Source organism: Streptomyces sp. NPDC091371 (genome assembly GCF_040684275.1).
Classification (GTDB): domain Bacteria; phylum Actinomycetota; class Actinomycetes; order Streptomycetales; family Streptomycetaceae; genus Streptomyces.
Genome location: NZ_JBFBFP010000086.1, coordinates 1 through 15,262, shown reverse-complemented (window position 1 = coordinate 15,262; position 15,262 = coordinate 1). Strand labels below are relative to the sequence as shown.

Genomic DNA, 15,262 nt, shown 5'->3' with positions numbered 1-15,262 from the left:
CGTCGCTTCGCGATGGCCTTCGGCCACCCTTGACAAGCCATTCCGCCACGGAAAGACAAGAGACTGCCGGGAAACCCCCAAAAGAACGGGCCGGGGGATAGAGACGAGAGACGGGTCAGCCAGGGATGTCCGGCCCCGCCCGGTAGGGGGCGCGCCCTGCCTCGGGCCCTCCCGGGCCGGTTCCCGGACCGGGCAGGCGGCGCAGCCGCCAATGAACCTCGACCACAAGAGCCTCGGGCGGCGGTGGGCGCGTCAAATCGCTACGCGCTCCTCGAAGACGGCGTCTGCGGCCCTCTTGGGCTGGTCATAAGCCGCCGCAGATCGCTACGCGCTCCTCAATGACGGCGACCGGCGGCCGTCCGGGGTTGATGGGGATGAAAGACACCAGAGAAAGGGCCGGTCATGGGATCTGGGAGCGATTCCTCGGCCCATCCGAGCTGGATTCACGTCAGGACGAGGACGTCACCAAAGACCCACTCCCAAATCACCCCAATTGGTACATGCTGCCTGGTCTTTTCGTCCGCTGTCTCGCCTGACGTGAATACAGCTCGAAATAGCCGCTGTTCGGGGCCGTTTCCGCCCCGGACGGCGGTCAGACGCCGTCATGGAGGAGCGTGTAGCGATCCGTGGCGCCTAGACCAGCCCCAGACTGCCGCCGGACGCCGTCATGGAGGAGCGCGTAGCGATCCGTGGCGCCTAGATCAGCCCGGGACGGCGGTCAGTCGCCGTCGTGGAGGAGCGCGTAGCGATCGTTGGCGGCTTATGACCAGCCCAAGACCGGTCGCAGACGCCTGATCGAGAAGCGCGTAGCGATTTGACGCGCCCCCGGCCCTGAGCTCGTTGTGGTCGAGGTTTGGGGGTGGCTGTCCGCCTGCCCGGGCTGGGAACCGGCCTGGGAGGGCCTGAGGCAAGGCGTGCCCCCTGCCGGGCGGGGTCGGACATCCCTGACTGGCCCGTCCATCTCCTTCGGACCGGCCCGTTCTTTTGGGGGTTTCCCGGCAGTCTCTTGTCTTTCCGTGGCGGGACGGCCTGTCAAGGGTGGCCGAAGGCCATCGCGCAGCGACGCGAACGAAGTGAGCGCCCTTTACAGGCCGGCCCGACACGGAAGGACTATGGGACTGACGGGAAACCCCCCGCGCCTTCTCTGATTCCGCCCGGCCCGGACCCCGCCATCCCGCACCCCCGCCCCACCCCGCTGGGCTGTCGCCCGCCCGCCCCACCCCCGAGAGGGGCGGGTGGGCGACGAGCGCCACCCCCGCTCGCGCCCCGCATGCCTCAGGTGCACCCTGGAGACAGGGTGACCCCCTGGAGGTGATGCACCATGACCACACTCGTCGGGTGGCATGTGGATCTCGAATTCACCGAGGAGGGCCACCGCACCAGCGCGGCGGCCCTGGTCAGGCTCGGGGACGGCTCCGAGATCAGGGCGCACGGCTACGCCATGCGCCACCCCTCCGACCCGGAGCAGCTGAGGGTCGGGGAAGAGATCGCGGGCGCCCGTGCGCTCATGGATCTCGCGTCGCAGATGCTGCAGAAGGCCCACTCCGAGATCGATGAAGCTACGGGCCGTCATTCCTACCCGCTCAATCGTTGAGCGGAGCGGGCGGGCAGATCCCCACTGACGGGCTCCGCCAGGAGTTCGTCAGCGGGTCCGGCCGCGGAACAGGACGCCCGCCAGGGTCACGGCCACCGCCGTGATGCCGGCGCACCAGGCGAGGGCCACCCAGGGGGAGTTCCCCGCGGGCTGCGCCAGCAGCAGCGCGCGCAGGGATTCGATCACCGGGGTCAGCGGCTGGTTCTCCGCGAAGCCGTGCAGCCAGCTGGGCATCGTGTTGATCGGCACGAAGGCGCTGGACGGGTACGGCAGGAACATCATCAGGAACGTGAACCCGCCCGCCGCCTCCGGCGACTTGGCGAGCAGCCCCAGCACCGCTGCCAGCCACGAGATCGCCGTGATGTACGCGAACAGCAGCCCGGCCGCCGCCAGGAAGGCGAGCGGGCCGGCCTCGGGCCGGAAGCCGATGGCGAGGGCGACGGCGAGCACGAGGGTGGTGGACAGCAGGTTCCGCAGGACGGAGGCCGTGACGTGCCCGGCCAGGATCGGGACGCCGCCGATGTCGAGGGAGCGGAAGCGGTCGACGACCCCGTTCTTCATGTCGTCCGCGACGCTGACGGCGGTGCTCGCCGCGCCGAAGCCCGCGCAGAGCAGCATGGCGCCGGGGACCACGTACGTCACGTACTCCGTCCCGGTGTCGATGGCGCCGCCGAAGAAGTAGACGAAGATCAGCATCAGCATCACGGGGAGCATCAGCGCCGCGATCAGCGCGTCGGGGCTGCGGCGGCTGATGCGCAGGCTGCGGCCGGCGAGGGAGAGTGCGGCGGTCATCGGTCGGCTCCCGTCAGGGCGAGGAATACGTCGTCGAGGGTGGCGCTGCGGACCGCGAACCGGTCCACAACGCTGCGTTGCGGGTCGAGTTCGTCGAGCAGCGCCCGCACGTGCGCGGCGCTCCCGTCGGTGGCCACGCCCAGGGTGAGCTCCTCCGGGTCGAGGTGGACCGCGCGCGGGGCCAGTGCCTCGTAGGCGGCCCGGTCGGTGAGGGTGAGGTCGAGGCGGTGTCCCGCGACGCGGGACTTGAGCTCGGCCGGGGTGCCCTCGGCGGCGACGCGCCCGTCGGCCAGGACCGCGACGCGGTCGGCGAGCTGGTCGGCCTCCTCCAGGTACTGGGTGGTGAGCAGCACGGTCGTGCCGTCCGCGCGCAGTTCCCGTACGAGGTCCCACAGCTCCTGGCGGCTGCGCGGGTCGAGGCCGGTCGTCGGCTCGTCCAGGAAGATCACCTCCGGCTGGGAGACCAGGCTCGCGGCGAGGTCGAGGCGGCGCCGCATCCCGCCCGAGTAGGTCTTGGCCGTACGTCCGCCGGCCTCGGCGAGCCCGAAGCGCTCGAGCAGCTCGTCGGCCCGGGCGGCGGCCGCCCGGGCATTCAGCCCGCGCAGCCGGCCCATCATGCGGAGCATTTCGGCGCCGGTCTGCAGGTCGTCGACGGCCGCGAACTGCCCGGTGAGGCTGATGGCGCGGCGTACGCGGGCCCGGGCGGACGCGGTGTCGTGGCCGGCGACGCGGGCGGTGCCGGAGTCGGGGTCCGTGAGGGTCGCGAGGATCCGGACGGTGGTGGTCTTCCCGGCCCCGTTGGGGCCGAGGAGGGCCAGGACGCTGCCGCGCGGGACGGCGAGGTCGATGCCGTCGAGGACGCGCACGGCTTCGTAGGACTTGGTCAGACCGGTGGCGTGGATTCCGTAGCTCTCCATGCCGTCCCCCTTCTGTGTATGGGCTACGCACTACTGCGTAAGTAATACACAGAACTAGGATGTGCGTCAACGACGTAAGAGCGAGCGGGCGAGGGAAGGAGGGGCGGCGATGGCGAACGAAGAAGACGGCGGCAGCGCGGGCACCGGTCTCCCGGCGAGCCTGGAAATGGCCTGGGGCCTGCGAGAACGCCCCGGCAAGGGCCCGCGCCCCACGCTCACGCTCCCGCGGATCGTGGACGCGGCCGTCGCGCTCGCCGCGACGGAGGGGATGGACGCCGTCTCCATGGGCCGGGTGGCCAAGGAGTTGGGCGTCTCGACGATGTCCCTCTACCGCTACGTCACGGCGAAGGAGGAGCTGTACATCCTGATGTCCGACGCGGGGGCCGGCACCCCGCCGCCGCTGCCGCCGGAGGCGGAGGGGTGGGGATGGCGCGAGCTCCTGTCGGACTGGGCGTACGCGCAGCGCACGCTCCTCATGACCAACTCGTGGATCCTGCGCATCCCGATCACGGCCCCGCCGGCCACCCCGAACCAGCTCGCCTGGATGGAACGCGGACTCGCCGCCATGGCCGGCACCGGCCTGCGGGAGAGCGAGAAGCTGTCGGCGATCATCCTGATCGGCGGCCTCGTACGGAACGAGGCCACGATGGCCGCCGACATGATGGACGCCATCATCAAGAGCGGGGTCGCGCCGGACCAGGTCGTGGGCCAGTACGTGCGCACGCTCCGGCTCCTCACCCGCCCGGACAGCCACCCGGCGGTGACGCGGCTGCTGGAGTCGGACGCGTTCACCGGCTCGGACGACCCGAACTTCCAGTTCAACTTCGGCCTGGGCCGCCTGCTGGACGGCCTGGCCGAGCTGATCGACGAGCGGCGTGCGGAGTCCTGAGCTTCACTCGACGTGGAGCGGTGGCGGGTCCCACGACGAAGGCAGCGGGTCGGTCGGGTCCCCGGTGACCCGGAGCGGGTAGCGACACTGCCACCACTGGGGGTGTGCCGCGACCTCGCTCGCGCTCATGCCGAACGCCTTGATCGGGGCCGTGGCGGCGCGGAACCGCTGGTCCAGGGCGTCCAGCTCGGGCTGCCGGAGTGCGCGGACCGGCTCGGTGAGGATCGGCCAGGCGCGGTGGAGCCAGTCGCGAGGGGCCGCGTCGTTGTCGAACTCCCAGGCGTGCGTGGTGTCGATTCCCTCTTCGACCTCCGCCACGAAGTCCGCCCACGCCTCCATGCTTCCGTTGAGCGTGGGGGCGCTGTAGCGCGTGGAGAGCGCCTGGATGGCACGGTGAATCGACGCGTAGTCCTCGGCGTCCATGTCTCAGAGGGCCGAACGGGCCCAGTCGGTGAGCGCGGCCCAAGCGGTGGGGGCGAGATCCAGGACGGGGCCGTCGGTGACCTTGGAGTCCCGGACGTGGATGGCGGAGGCGCAGGTGGCGACCTCGACGCATTGGCCGCCGTCAGTGTCGCTGTACGAGGACTTCTGCCAGGCGACGGCGACTTCTAGGCATGCACCGCCGTCGGTGTCGCTGTAGCTGGACTTGAACCACTTCAGTGCGGTGGGGCTCACGGCTCTCCTAGCAGTTGCTCCAACAGGCCCCGCGTCAACTCGGGGTTGAGGGCCTGTGTTCGCAGCATTGCATACTTGCGCGCCAGGATGCTGACCTCATCCGGCGAGGACATCAGCAGGCTTCCGTGCTGCGTCTCGGAGTAGGCGAGGTGCTGGTGATCGGGTGTCTCCAGGAGGATGAACGGCCCGTTGAGACCAGCGTGCGTGGTGCGACCGAAGGGCATCACCTGGAGTGTGACGCTCGGGAGATCCATGCAGGCGAGCAGGTGACGTAGCTGTTCCGCGTACACCTCGTCGCCGCCGATGCGGTCCTTGAACACCGCCTCCCAGATGATGAAGCTGAGACTGGGCGGGACCCTGCGGCGCAGAATTACCTGCCGCTTCACGCGCCTCGCGGTCAGGTTCTCGATCTCCTCTTCGGCGCGGGCAGGGACGCGAACGCGGAAGAGGGCCCGAGCGTAGTTCTCCGTCTGCAAGAGGCCTGGGATGCGCATGCACTCGTACCAAGACAATGCGATCGCCCGGTCTTCGAGGTCCATGTACTCCTCGGCGTAGGGCGGGATCACGTCCACCTCTGGCATCTCGTTGGCTGCCACCGCAAGCAGCCCCGGCAGGCCCAGGCACTGATCCATCAGCTCCGCGACGTTCGGCATCAAGGCCCGACGGCCCTGCTCGATCGAAGCGATGGACTGTTCGTCCAGCCGCACCAACTCTGCAAGTTGCCTCTGAGTCAGATTCTTGGCGACCCGGCCGGCGGCCACCTGCTTGCCGACCATCTTCATGGTCGTCGCGTTCGGCCGTGGGCGTTTCCTCGGTGGCATGACTACGAACTCCCCACCCGCGCACGCGCGATACCCCGTACCAACCCGTACTCATCAATGAGTACGGGTCGACGTACTGCTCCACGGTAGTCACGTAACGCGACGATCGTCCCGTGAATCCAGATACCCAGGCCGCCCTCATGCGCGAGCGCCTCTACCCGCGCTCACCCCAAACCGTCCAGGCCGCGCGCCACTTCACACGTGACACCCTCCACACGTGGGGCGTGACCGCCCGCCACGACGACCTGTTGCTCTGCGTGAGCGAGCTGGCCACCAACGCCCTGCGGCACGGTGTCCCCCGGGGGCGCGGCTACCTGCTCCGGCTGATCGGCACCGACTCCGCCGTCCGGATCGAGGTGCACGACAGCGGGCCCGGGCTGTCGCGCATCAACGGCCGGCCGCCCGGGCGCGGGCTGACGCTCGTCGGGGCCGTCTCCGACGGGTGGGGCGTGCTGCCGCGCTCGCCCGGCAAGGTCGTGTGGTGCGAGCTCGTACACCGCTGAGCGGGTCAGGCCCCCGCGGCCAGCAGGGTCGCCGCCAGCTTCATGCGCGCGTCCAGCTGCTTCTTCGCCAGGTCCAGCGTTTCCGCGTTCCGCTCGATCGTGCGCTGCTGGTAGGCGACTTCGACCGTGTACCAGATGCCCACCAGGTTGGTTTCCTTCTTGCAGGCCACGTCCTTGGTGGCCGCGGTGACCGCCTGCGGGCTGCCGAGGCTGCCCTCGTCGATGCCGGGCGGCAGGCTCGTCGGGTCGGTGTAGGAGGCGTAGCCGTGCCGGCCCATGCACTCGCTCCAGGACTTGACCGCCGCCGCGACCCGGCTGTCCTTCTGGGCGCGGCCGTAGGCGTCGAGGCCGTGGCCCTGCGCGACCATGCCGTCCACCGTGTCCTTCGTGGGCGTGAACAGCTTCAGCGCGCTCTCGCGCAGGCAGCCGCCCGCCGGAACCTTCTGGCCGCCGACGACCGTGGTGGCCACGTCGGACTTCTCGGCCTCCTCCTGGCTCATCGGGACCTTCAGCGACGGGTCCACGTCCAGCCCGTTGAGGACGAGCTTCTCGTTGGGGCCGAGGGTCTGCCGAGGGGGCCTGGTGGTCTGGCCGAGCCGCGGGTTCGCGTAGCCGGAACTGGCCGCCTCGGCCGGGTCGGAGATGCCGTAGCGGCGGTTCTCGTCCTGCTTGGCCGCCTGGTCCGCCCTGCGGCGCTGCTGGTAGCGGAAGCCGTAGCGCTGCATGCACTGGTCGATGAGGACGTCCTGCGCCTCGTCGAGCACTCCGAGCTGGCGGCTGTCCGGGATGTAGGCCGCGAGCGGGAACGTGAGGCTCCGGCTCTCGAGCAGCGTCGGTACGGCGCCGATGGCGGGTTCCTTGCCGGCGTCTGGGTCGGCCTTGCCGCCGGACTTGGAGTCGGCCTTGACGTCGCCCGGCTGCGAGCAGCCGGTCAGCAGGAGCGCCAGTACGGCTGCGGAGGCCGCCAGGGCGGCGCGTCGGGCATGCGGCGAGAACATGGTGGCTCCGGATGGCGGGGGCGGCTGCGACGTGGGGCGGCTGCGACGTGGGGTGGCTCCGCTCGCGGGCGGCGGGCGGAGCCGACTTCGGGTGCGGGCCTAGTGCCAGAAGGCCGAGGTGATCTGGTTGAAGAAGGTCGAGTTCAGGTTGCCCCTGCCACCGGACCCGAGGGTGGTCATGTAGCCCTGGCCGCCCGAGCCGGTGTACACCTTCCACGTGTAGGTGTCCCGGTTCGACCAGGACTCCGTGTTGTTGTCCGTCAGCTGCCCGGCGCAGCTCCTGGTGCCCTTGAAATTGTCGTTGTAGAAGTTGATGTCGATCTCGTAGAGGTCGAAGACCGAGTTCGACTGGTCCTGCCAGCAGAACAGGCCGAGCTCGCCCTCGTTGAGCCAGCCGTCCTTTTCGGCGGCGGAGGCCGGACCGGCGCCGACGGCGACCGCGCTGAGGACCAGGCCGGCGGTCGCGACGGTGCGCAGGGAATTACGAAGCTTCATCAGTCATGCCTTTCGGACAAACTGTCGCAATTTCGGGGGCGGGATCGTGGCCATTCAGGGCGCGGCTTCGACCGCCATGGAGTGGATCACGCTGCGGCCTGTCTCGCAACTGTCCGCGAGTACAGGAAACTTGGCGTGTCCGGTGACCCGTGGGTGACGGGACATCCGCTATCCGGTTCGCGATTTCCTCTGATCGGTAACCGGGGGACTCCCTTTGGGTGAAGCGATGGTGACGACCCGTCAACAATGTGGCAAGTGTCAAATGTGCCCGCCTGTCGGGGAAAGCTACGATCGGCGCTGGTACTTCGCTCTTGTGACGTCGTTTCCACCGCTACAGGCAGGAAGACCTTGAGTGCTGCAGTGGGCCTCGGTGCCGATAACGACTGCTGCCCGTGCTGCCGGCTCGGCGTGCGGGGGCGGTGGGGCGCCGAATCGGAATGGATTCAGCGAGCGCTCACGGCGATTCCCGATTTGACCGATCGGGAACGCGAGGTGTTCGACGCGATGACGTGCGGACCCACGAACGAGGACCTTGCGGCGAGCCTCGGGATGGCCATTCGGACGGTCAAATTCCATCTGGAGAACCTCCGCGGCAAACTGGGCGGCATTTCCCGGATCCAGACGTGCCTGCTCGCGGTCTACCACCAGATCGCCGCCTGCCCCGCCGGACACGTCTGAGCGGGTTCCCCCGCCCGCGGGTCAGCGGCCGGCCGCGATGAGGGAGGCGGCGAGCTTCATCCGCTCGTCGAGCTGCTTCTTCGCCCGGTCCAGCGTCTCGGCGTTCTGCTCGATCGCCCGGTCCTGGTAGGCGAGTTCCACCGTGTGCCAGATGCCCACGAGGTTGGTCTCCCTCTTGCAGCCGATGTCCTGGTTGGCCATGGCGATGGCCTGCGGGCTGCTGAGGTTGGAGTCGTCGATGCCGGGCGGCTTGTCCATCGGGCTGGCGACGGTGTATCCGTGCCCGCCCATGCATTCGCTCCAAGACGTGAAGGCCTTGACGACCCTGCTGTCCTTGCGGGAGCGGGCGTAGGCGTCCCTGCCCAGGCCCTGCACGTGCATGGGCTCCACCGTGTCCTTGGTGGGTGTGAACAGCTTCAGATTGCTCTCGCGCAGGCAGCCGCCCGCCGGGACCTTCTGGCCGCCGACGACCGTGGTCGCCGCATCGGACTTCTCGGCCTCCTCCTGGCTTGCGGGGACCGGGAGGGAGGGATCCACGTCCAGCCCGTGCAGCACGAGCTGCTCGTTGGGCCCGAGTTCCGGCTGCGCGGGCTTCTGCCGGCCGGAGCCCCGGGGGTCGTCGTAGCCGAGCCGGGCCGCGTTGGCCGGATCGGAGAGCCCGTACCGCCGGCTGTAGTCGTGCAGGGCCTCCGATTCGGCCTTGCGCCGCAACTGGTAGCGGAAGCCGAAGCGCTGCATGCACTGGTCGGTGAGGACGTCCTGCGCCTCGGCGAGTACCCCCTGCTGCCGGTTGTCCGGAAGGTAGGCGTCCATCGGGAAGGCGAGATCGCGGCTTTCGAGCAGCTTGGGCGCGGCGCCGATGGCGGGTTCCTCGTCGGGGTTGCCGCCCGACTGCGAGCACCCGGCCAGAAGGAGCGCCAGTACGGCCGCGGAGGCCGTCAGGGTGGGGCGGTGGGGGCGGGGCGAGAACATGCGGCTCCGATGGGGATGGCTGACATGCGGGGAAGCGGCGGTTCCGCCCGGGCTCGCGGGCGGAACAGCCGTATCTCGGGTGTGCTCCGGGCCGGTGTGCTCAGCGGGGGTAGGCCGAGGACAGCGTGTTGAAGTACCACGGGGTCAGCCCGGCCCGCCCCCCGGGGTCGATGGAGTGGCTGTAGCCCTGGCGCTTCCAGTCCGTGTAGACGTCCCAGGTGTAGGTGTCCTTGCTGAGGTAGGACTCCGTGTTGTCGTTCGGGGTCTGCCCGGCGCAGGTCAGCGTGCCCTTGAACTTGTCGTCCCCGAAGTTCTCGTCGCGGTAGTACAGGTCGAAGACCGAGCCGGTCTGGTTCCCGTAGCAGAACAGGCCCAACTCCCCGACTTGGAGCACGTTGTTCTTCTCGAGGGCCGAGGCCGGACCGGCGCTGACGGCGACGGCACCGAGGACGAGGCCGGCGGCCGCGAAGGTGCGCAGCGAATTGCTGAGCTTCATCAATTCTCCCTTTCGATCGAATTCCTTGCCGCTTTCGATGGCCCGGGTGCCGGCGAACTCGGCCGGCCCCTGACAGCCGAGGAGTCGATCATGCGCCTGCGGACCTTGACAACTGTCCCCGAGTACAGGTGATCTGGCGTGTGTTCAGCTTTATAGTGGCGGCGGTGCGGGGTGCTTCAGGTTGCCTGCCGCTCAATTGTGGAGGGCGGTTTCGCGGGCCGCCCCCGCACTGCTTTCGGGCCGATTCCTTTCGACGCCCGAAAGGAAGCACAGCCGGGCCGCCGCCCACGCGAGCCCCAGGCACACCGGCGTGTAGAGCAGCAGGTTCAGTACGTAGAACGGGCTCCCGGCCGGGCTGCCGACCAGCCCCGCGACCCACCCCAGGCCCGCCAGCCCCCGCACGGCCAGCCCCGCCGCCACCGCGCCCGTGGCCAGCCGTGCCGCCCGGCCGCCGCGGCCGCGGGCGTACGCGAGGACGGCCCCCGCCCCGGTCAGCAGCAGCGCGGCCAGCGGGATCACCACGCGCGGGGTGAAGGGTGCCTCCAGGCCGAGGACGGCCAGCGACAGGGCCTGCGCGTCCGCGGCCGGCCAGGTCGCCCCGGTGGCCCAGTACAGGTGCACCACCGCGTCGAAGGCGAGCACCCCGGCCACGGCCCGAGCCGTCCGCATCCGGTGTCGTGTCGTGGTCTGCGTGGTCTGCGTGCTCTGTGCGGTCTTCATGCGAGCCCCCTCGGCCCTCGGTGCTGGAACAACCCGGCACACGAAAGGAGGGGGACCGCGGGCGGAACATTCCTGTGGCCTGCGTCACGACCCTTCGGCTCGGTGTGGCGGCGGGGACGCGAGAAGGCCCCGCCCCCCGGTGCGTGAGCCGGGACGGCGGGGCCTTCGTGCGTACGGGTCAGAGCTTCTCGGGGGTCCGGATGCCCAGCAGGGACATGCCCTTCGCGAGGGTGCGGGCCGTCAGGTCGCACAGGAACAGACGGTTCTCCGCGACGACCTGCTCCGGCTCCGGCTTGATCACCGGGCACTCCGTGTAGAACGTCGTGAACAGCGACGACAGCTGGTAGAGGTACGCCGCCACCTTGTGCGGGGCGTACTCCGCGGCCGCCTCGGCGATCAGCTCGCCGAAACCGTCCAGGTGCAGGCCCAGCGCCCGCTCCGACGGCGCCAGCTCCAGCTCCGGGTGCGCGGCCGGCGTGCGCTCGCCCGCCTTGCGCAGGATGGACCGGATCCGGGCGTACGCGTACTGGAGGTACACCGACGTGTCGCCGTTCAGCGAGACCATCTGGTCCAGGTCGAACTTGTAGTCACGGGAGGCCGAGGTCGACAGGTCGGCGTACTTCACCGCGCCGATGCCCACGTACTGCCCGTTCTCGACGATCTCCGCCTCTGTCAGGCCCACCTTCTCGGCCTTCTCCCGGACCACGGCCGTCGCCCGGTCCACGGCCTCGTCGAGCAGGTCCACCAGCCGGACCGTCTCGCCCTCACGGGTCTTGAACGGCTTGCCGTCCTTGCCGAGGACCGTACCGAACGCCAGCTGGACGGCCTTGACCCCGTCGTTCAGCCAGCCCGCCCGGCGCGCCGTCTCGAAGACCATCTTGAAGTGCAGGGACTGCCGCGCGTCCACCACGTAGACCAGCTCGGTCGCGCCCAGCTCGGCGACCCGGTTGCGGATCGCCGACAGGTCCGTCGCGGCGTAGCCGAAGCCGCCGTCCGACTTCTGCACGATCAGCGGCGTCGGGTTGCCGTCCTGGCCCTTGACGTCGTCGAAGAACACGCACAGCGCGCCGTTGGAGCGGACGGCGACGCCCGACTCCTCCAGCAGCTTGCACGTCTCGACCAGCATGTCGTTGTAGCCGGACTCGCCGATCACGTCGGGGTCCTGGATGTCCATGTCCAGCTTGTTGAAGACGGAGTAGAAGTAGATCTTCGACTCGTCCACGAACCGCTGCCAGAGGGAGAGGGTCTCCGGGTCACCCGCCTGGAGGTCCACCACCCGGGCCCGGGCCCGCGTCTTGAACTCCTCGTCGGAGTCGAAGAGCGCACGCGAGGCCTTGTACAGCCGGTTGAGGTTGGACATGGCCTCCTCGCCGGAGACCTCCGACTCCGACTTGTGGTCCAGCTCGTGCGGGTGCTCCAGCAGGTACTGGATGAGCATGCCGAACTGGGTGCCCCAGTCGCCGATGTGGTGCCGGCGGACCACCTTCTCGCCCGTGAACTCCAGGATCTCCACCATCGCCGCGCCGATCACGGCGGACCGCAGGTGCCCGACGTGCATCTCCTTGGCGACGTTCGGCTGCGCGTAGTCGATCACCGTGGTGCCCGGCTTCGCCGCGAGCGGCACGCCGAGGCGGTCGTCGCCCGCCCGCGCCGCGAGGGTCTCGATGATCGCCTTGTCGGTGATCGTGATGTTGAGGAAGCCCGGACCCGAGACCTCGATCTCCCGGATCAGGTCACCGGTCGCGATGGCCTCGACCACCGTCGTCGCCAGCTCCCGCGGGTTGGCCTTCGCCTTCTTCGCGAGCGCCAGGATGCCGTTGGCCTGGAAGTCGGCCCGGTCGCTACGTCGCAGCAGCGGGTCGGCGCCACCGGCCTCCGGCAGAGCCGAGGCGAGGGCGTCCGCGACGCGCTGATCGACGGAAGAAGCGAGGGAAGGGACCGAGGCCATGAGCTGCCGTTCCTGTGAGGTCGTGCCGGTGGGAGCACTTGGTTGTTCCGACAAGTGCCGAGTATCCCACGTGAGGCCCACCCATTTCGCGGGAGAAAACAACCGCGGAGCGACCGCGGACGTCTGGGAGAATGGCTGGAGCCAGCATTCGAGATAGAAGGACGTGTCGTGGCGCAGAGCAGCACCGAGACCGACTGGGTCTCCCGTTTCGCGGACGAGGTCATCGCCGAGGCGGAGCGCCGAGCACCCGGCAAACCGCTGGTCGTGGCATCCGGACTCTCCCCGTCCGGCCCCATCCACCTGGGCAACCTCCGCGAGGTCATGACCCCGCACCTGGTCGCGGACGAGATCCGCCGCCGCGGCTTCGAGGTCCGCCACCTCATCTCCTGGGACGACTACGACCGGTACCGCAAGGTCCCCAAGGGCATCCCCGGCGTCACCGAGGAATCCCACGCCCAGCACATCGGCCGCCCGCTGACCGCCGTGCCCGCGCCCGAAGGCTCCCCGTACCCGAACTGGGCCGAGCACTTCAAGGCCGCCATGGTCGAGTCCCTGGCCGAACTGGGCGTCGAGTACGACCCCATCAGCCAGACCGAGCAGTACACCGCCGGCACCTACCGCGAGCAGATCCTGCACGCGATGAAGCACCGCGGCGACATCGACGCGATCCTCGACCAGTACCGCACCAAGCAGAAGCCGGGCGGCAAGAAGCCCCAGCAGAAGCAGGTCGACGAGGCCGAGCTCGAAGCCGCCGAGGGCTCGGGCGCCGCCGCCGAGGACGACGGCAGCAGCGCCGAGGGCGGCTACTTCCCGTACAAGCCCTACTGCGGCGAATGCGGCAAGGACTTCACCAAGGTCACCTCGTACGACGACGAGACGACCGAGATGACCTACGTCTGCACCGAGGACGAGTTCACCGAGACGGTCAAGCTCAGCGAGTTCAACCGCGGCAAGCTCGTCTGGAAGGTCGACTGGCCCATGCGCTGGGCCTACGAGGGCGTCGTCTTCGAGCCCTCCGGCGTCGACCACTCCTCGCCCGGCTCCTCCTTCCAGGTCGGCGGCCAGATCGTCGGCATCTTCGGCGGCGAGCAGCCCATCGGCCCCATGTACGCCTTCGTCGGCATCAGCGGCATGGCCAAGATGTCCTCGAGCAAGGGCGGGGTCCCCACCCCGGCCGACGCCCTGAAGATCATGGAACCGCAGCTGCTGCGCTGGCTCTACGCCCGCCGCCGCCCCAACCAGTCCTTCAAGATCGCCTTCGACCAGGAGATCCAGCGGCTCTACGACGAGTGGGACAAGCTGGAGGCCAAGGTCGCCGACGGCACCGTCCTGCCCGCCGACGCCGCCGCCCACAGCCGCGCCGTCCGCGTCGCCTCCCGCGAACTCCCGCGCACCCCGCGCCCGATGCCGTACCGCACGCTCGCCTCCGTCGTCGACATCACCGCCGGCCACGACGAGCAGACCCTGCGCATCCTGACCGACCTCGACCCCTCGCAGCCGCTCACCTCGCTCGACGAGGTCCGGCCGCGCCTGGACCGCGCCGAGAACTGGATCACCACCCAGGTCCCGGCCGACCAGCGCACCCTCGTACGCGAGGAGCCCGACACCGAGCAGCTGTCGTCGCTCGACGACGAGGGCCGCGAGTCGCTCCGCCTGCTCCTCGACGGCCTCGACTCGCACTGGTCCCTCGACGGACTCACCACGCTCGTCTACGGAGTCCCGAAGGTCATGGCCGGCCTCGACCCGGCCGCCAAGCCCACCCCGGAGCTGAAGGTCGCCCAGCGCACCTTCTTCGCACTCCTCTACCGCCTCCTCGTCACCCGCGAGACCGGCCCGCGCCTGCCCACGCTGCTCCTCGCGGTCGGGGCGGACCGCGTGCGCAAGCTGCTCGCCGCCTGAGGCCCGTGACACGGAAAGGGCCCGCACCCCGAGGGGGTGCGGGCCCTTCCGCGTACGCCGGACGTCCGGCGTCCGGCTACGCGATGTGCTCGTTCTCCAGGTCCGTCTGGTAGCGCTGCTTGAACGCGGGGATCATGCGGCGCAGCAGCGAACCGCTGCGCGGGTGGGTCACGCCGTAACCGTCCGAGAGGTGTATGTCGAGCGCCTCGGCCGTCGGGAAGTCGTTCTGCTCGTCGACCAGCGCGCGGAACACCTTGTACGCGGCCTCGGCGAACTCCGCCTCGTCCGGCGCGCCCGCGTCCTCCGCCGCCTCCGGCTCCTCCTCCTGCCGCGGAGCCGGTATCGGCAGCTGCTCCTGCTCCTGCCGCGGCGCCGGCTCCGCCTCCGGGCCCGCCGGGGGCATCACCGGAGTCGGCTCCAGACCCTCGACGTACTGCGGGTTGTAGCCGCCCTCGTACGCCGCCTGCGGAGCCAGCGGCGCCGCGAACCACGCACTGTTGTGCGCCGCCGGCATCGCCGTCGGATCCACCGCGAACGCCGGCGGCGCGTGCGTCACGACCGGCTCCGGGGCCTGGGCCTGCACATAAGGCCGGCCCTCGTCCTGCACCTGCGGGCCGACGGTCTCCACCGCCGGGGCCTCCAGCGCCGGAGCCATCGGCCCCGCCGCGAGCCCCACCTCGACCTGCTCCACCGGAGGCAGCAGCGCCGGCTCGATCCCCGCCGCCGCCAGCCCCTCCGGGGCCGTCTGCGACAACGGCACACCGATCCGCGCCAGCCGCAGCGGCATCAGCGCCTCCACCGGAGCCTTGCGCCGCCAGCTGCGCCCGTAACGGGCCTGCAGGCGGGCCTGGTAGATCAGCCGGTC

General features: G+C 69.9%; 16 protein-coding genes and 1 pseudogene. 5 read left to right on the top strand and 12 right to left on the bottom strand.

The features are described from left to right. Positions 1 to 1,321: 1,321 nt before the first annotated feature. On the top strand, positions 1,322 to 1,594 hold the full coding sequence (locus AB0O21_RS39610) for a DUF1876 domain-containing protein (RefSeq protein ID WP_356511354.1): 273 nt from the start codon (positions 1,322 to 1,324) through the stop codon (positions 1,592 to 1,594). 48 nt (positions 1,595 to 1,642) lie between these two features. Here AB0O21_RS39610 and AB0O21_RS39605 read toward each other — a convergent pair whose 3' ends face one another. Together AB0O21_RS39605 and AB0O21_RS39600 are read right to left on the bottom strand one after the other, a co-directional pair. Further along, complete coding sequence (locus tag AB0O21_RS39605; protein ID WP_365180600.1) at positions 1,643 to 2,386, bottom strand: ABC transporter permease; 744 nt, start codon at positions 2,384 to 2,386, stop codon at positions 1,643 to 1,645. Beyond that, positions 2,383 to 3,303 carry an ATP-binding cassette domain-containing protein gene (locus AB0O21_RS39600; RefSeq protein ID WP_365180597.1) on the bottom strand — a complete coding sequence of 307 codons (921 nt, stop codon included), beginning with the start codon at positions 3,301 to 3,303 and terminating at the stop codon, positions 2,383 to 2,385. The genes AB0O21_RS39605 and AB0O21_RS39600 overlap by 4 nt, the downstream gene beginning before the upstream one ends. A 109-nt stretch (positions 3,304 to 3,412) precedes the next feature. On the opposite strand from AB0O21_RS39600, the gene AB0O21_RS39595 reads away from it, so the two are divergent. After that, positions 3,413 to 4,192, top strand: coding sequence for a TetR/AcrR family transcriptional regulator (locus AB0O21_RS39595; protein ID WP_365180594.1), 780 nt, complete (start codon positions 3,413 to 3,415; stop codon positions 4,190 to 4,192). A 3-nt stretch (positions 4,193 to 4,195) separates the two neighbouring features. On the opposite strand, the gene AB0O21_RS39590 is transcribed toward AB0O21_RS39595, so the two are convergent. The 3 genes from AB0O21_RS39590 to AB0O21_RS39580 are packed head-to-tail and all read right to left on the bottom strand — an operon-like array spanning position 4,196 to position 5,649. Further along, complete coding sequence (locus tag AB0O21_RS39590; protein ID WP_365180591.1) at positions 4,196 to 4,615, bottom strand: hypothetical protein; 420 nt, start codon at positions 4,613 to 4,615, stop codon at positions 4,196 to 4,198. A 3-nt stretch (positions 4,616 to 4,618) separates the two neighbouring features. Then, the gene (locus tag AB0O21_RS39585; RefSeq protein WP_365180589.1) at positions 4,619 to 4,867 is read right to left on the bottom strand and encodes a DUF397 domain-containing protein; all 249 of its coding nucleotides are present in this window, start codon (positions 4,865 to 4,867) and stop codon (positions 4,619 to 4,621) included. Continuing rightward, entirely contained in the window at positions 4,864 to 5,649 is a 786-nt protein-coding gene (locus tag AB0O21_RS39580; protein WP_365180586.1) for a helix-turn-helix transcriptional regulator, read from the bottom strand. Before AB0O21_RS39580 ends, AB0O21_RS39585 begins: the two co-directional genes overlap by 4 nt. A gap of 179 nt (positions 5,650 to 5,828) precedes the next feature. On the opposite strand from AB0O21_RS39580, the gene AB0O21_RS39575 reads away from it, so the two are divergent. Further along, positions 5,829 to 6,191: an ATP-binding protein gene (locus tag AB0O21_RS39575; protein WP_365180603.1), complete on the top strand. Its 363-nt coding sequence runs from the start codon at positions 5,829 to 5,831 to the stop codon at positions 6,189 to 6,191. A 5-nt stretch (positions 6,192 to 6,196) separates the two neighbouring features. Here AB0O21_RS39575 and AB0O21_RS39570 read toward each other — a convergent pair whose 3' ends face one another. Both AB0O21_RS39570 and AB0O21_RS39565 read right to left on the bottom strand, forming a co-directional pair. Then, entirely contained in the window at positions 6,197 to 7,189 is a 993-nt protein-coding gene (locus tag AB0O21_RS39570; protein WP_365180583.1) for a hypothetical protein, read from the bottom strand. 99 nt (positions 7,190 to 7,288) lie between these two features. Then, a complete protein-coding gene (locus AB0O21_RS39565) occupies positions 7,289 to 7,684 on the bottom strand; it encodes a hypothetical protein (protein WP_365180581.1) in 396 nt (131 codons plus the stop codon). A 348-nt stretch (positions 7,685 to 8,032) separates the two neighbouring features. Here AB0O21_RS39565 and AB0O21_RS39560 point away from each other — a divergent pair, with 348 nt between their 5' ends. Beyond that, positions 8,033 to 8,362 carry a LuxR C-terminal-related transcriptional regulator gene (locus tag AB0O21_RS39560; RefSeq protein WP_365180578.1) on the top strand — a complete coding sequence of 110 codons (330 nt, stop codon included), beginning with the start codon at positions 8,033 to 8,035 and terminating at the stop codon, positions 8,360 to 8,362. Positions 8,363 to 8,383: 21 nt separating this feature from the next. Here the strand turns inward: AB0O21_RS39560 and AB0O21_RS39555 are convergent, their stop codons facing one another. The 4 genes from AB0O21_RS39555 to argS all read right to left on the bottom strand — a co-directional run bounded on the left by AB0O21_RS39555 (position 8,384) and on the right by argS (position 12,498). Next, entirely contained in the window at positions 8,384 to 9,334 is a 951-nt protein-coding gene (locus tag AB0O21_RS39555) for a hypothetical protein (protein ID WP_365180575.1), read from the bottom strand. 100 nt (positions 9,335 to 9,434) lie between these two features. Then, complete coding sequence (locus AB0O21_RS39550; protein ID WP_365180572.1) at positions 9,435 to 9,830, bottom strand: hypothetical protein; 396 nt, start codon at positions 9,828 to 9,830, stop codon at positions 9,435 to 9,437. A gap of 192 nt (positions 9,831 to 10,022) precedes the next feature. Next, on the bottom strand, positions 10,023 to 10,550 hold the full coding sequence (locus tag AB0O21_RS39545) for a DUF3995 domain-containing protein (protein WP_365180570.1): 528 nt from the start codon (positions 10,548 to 10,550) through the stop codon (positions 10,023 to 10,025). Between the two features lie 178 nt (positions 10,551 to 10,728). Then, positions 10,729 to 12,498, bottom strand: a complete 1,770-nt coding sequence (argS, locus tag AB0O21_RS39540) for an arginine--tRNA ligase (protein WP_365180567.1) — start codon at positions 12,496 to 12,498, stop codon at positions 10,729 to 10,731. Positions 12,499 to 12,666: 168 nt separating this feature from the next. Here argS and lysS point away from each other — a divergent pair, with 168 nt between their 5' ends. Then, positions 12,667 to 14,397, top strand: a complete 1,731-nt coding sequence (lysS, locus tag AB0O21_RS39535; RefSeq protein WP_365180564.1) for a lysine--tRNA ligase — start codon at positions 12,667 to 12,669, stop codon at positions 14,395 to 14,397. A gap of 76 nt (positions 14,398 to 14,473) precedes the next feature. Here the strand turns inward: lysS and AB0O21_RS39530 are convergent. Continuing rightward, a pseudogene (locus AB0O21_RS39530) lies at positions 14,474 to 15,262 on the bottom strand (hypothetical protein); the annotation flags it as partial.

Bases quoted from the DNA above. Each gene is read 5' to 3' on its own strand.
- AB0O21_RS39610 (WP_356511354.1), top strand. From the start codon at position 1,322: ATGACCACACTCGTCGGGTGGCATGTGGATCTCGAATTCACCGAGGAG.
- AB0O21_RS39605 (WP_365180600.1), bottom strand. From the start codon at position 2,386: ATGACCGCCGCACTCTCCCTCGCCGGCCGCAGCCTGCGCATCAGCCGC.
- AB0O21_RS39600 (WP_365180597.1), bottom strand. From the start codon at position 3,303: ATGGAGAGCTACGGAATCCACGCCACCGGTCTGACCAAGTCCTACGAA.
- AB0O21_RS39595 (WP_365180594.1), top strand. From the start codon at position 3,413: ATGGCGAACGAAGAAGACGGCGGCAGCGCGGGCACCGGTCTCCCGGCG.
- AB0O21_RS39590 (WP_365180591.1), bottom strand. From the start codon at position 4,615: ATGGACGCCGAGGACTACGCGTCGATTCACCGTGCCATCCAGGCGCTC.
- AB0O21_RS39580 (WP_365180586.1), bottom strand. From the start codon at position 5,649: ATGAAGATGGTCGGCAAGCAGGTGGCCGCCGGCCGGGTCGCCAAGAAT.
- AB0O21_RS39575 (WP_365180603.1), top strand. From the start codon at position 5,829: ATGCGCGAGCGCCTCTACCCGCGCTCACCCCAAACCGTCCAGGCCGCG.
- AB0O21_RS39570 (WP_365180583.1), bottom strand. From the start codon at position 7,189: ATGTTCTCGCCGCATGCCCGACGCGCCGCCCTGGCGGCCTCCGCAGCC.
- AB0O21_RS39565 (WP_365180581.1), bottom strand. From the start codon at position 7,684: ATGAAGCTTCGTAATTCCCTGCGCACCGTCGCGACCGCCGGCCTGGTC.
- AB0O21_RS39555 (WP_365180575.1), bottom strand. From the start codon at position 9,334: ATGTTCTCGCCCCGCCCCCACCGCCCCACCCTGACGGCCTCCGCGGCC.
- AB0O21_RS39550 (WP_365180572.1), bottom strand. From the start codon at position 9,830: ATGAAGCTCAGCAATTCGCTGCGCACCTTCGCGGCCGCCGGCCTCGTC.
- AB0O21_RS39545 (WP_365180570.1), bottom strand. From the start codon at position 10,550: ATGAAGACCGCACAGAGCACGCAGACCACGCAGACCACGACACGACAC.
- argS (WP_365180567.1), bottom strand. From the start codon at position 12,498: ATGGCCTCGGTCCCTTCCCTCGCTTCTTCCGTCGATCAGCGCGTCGCG.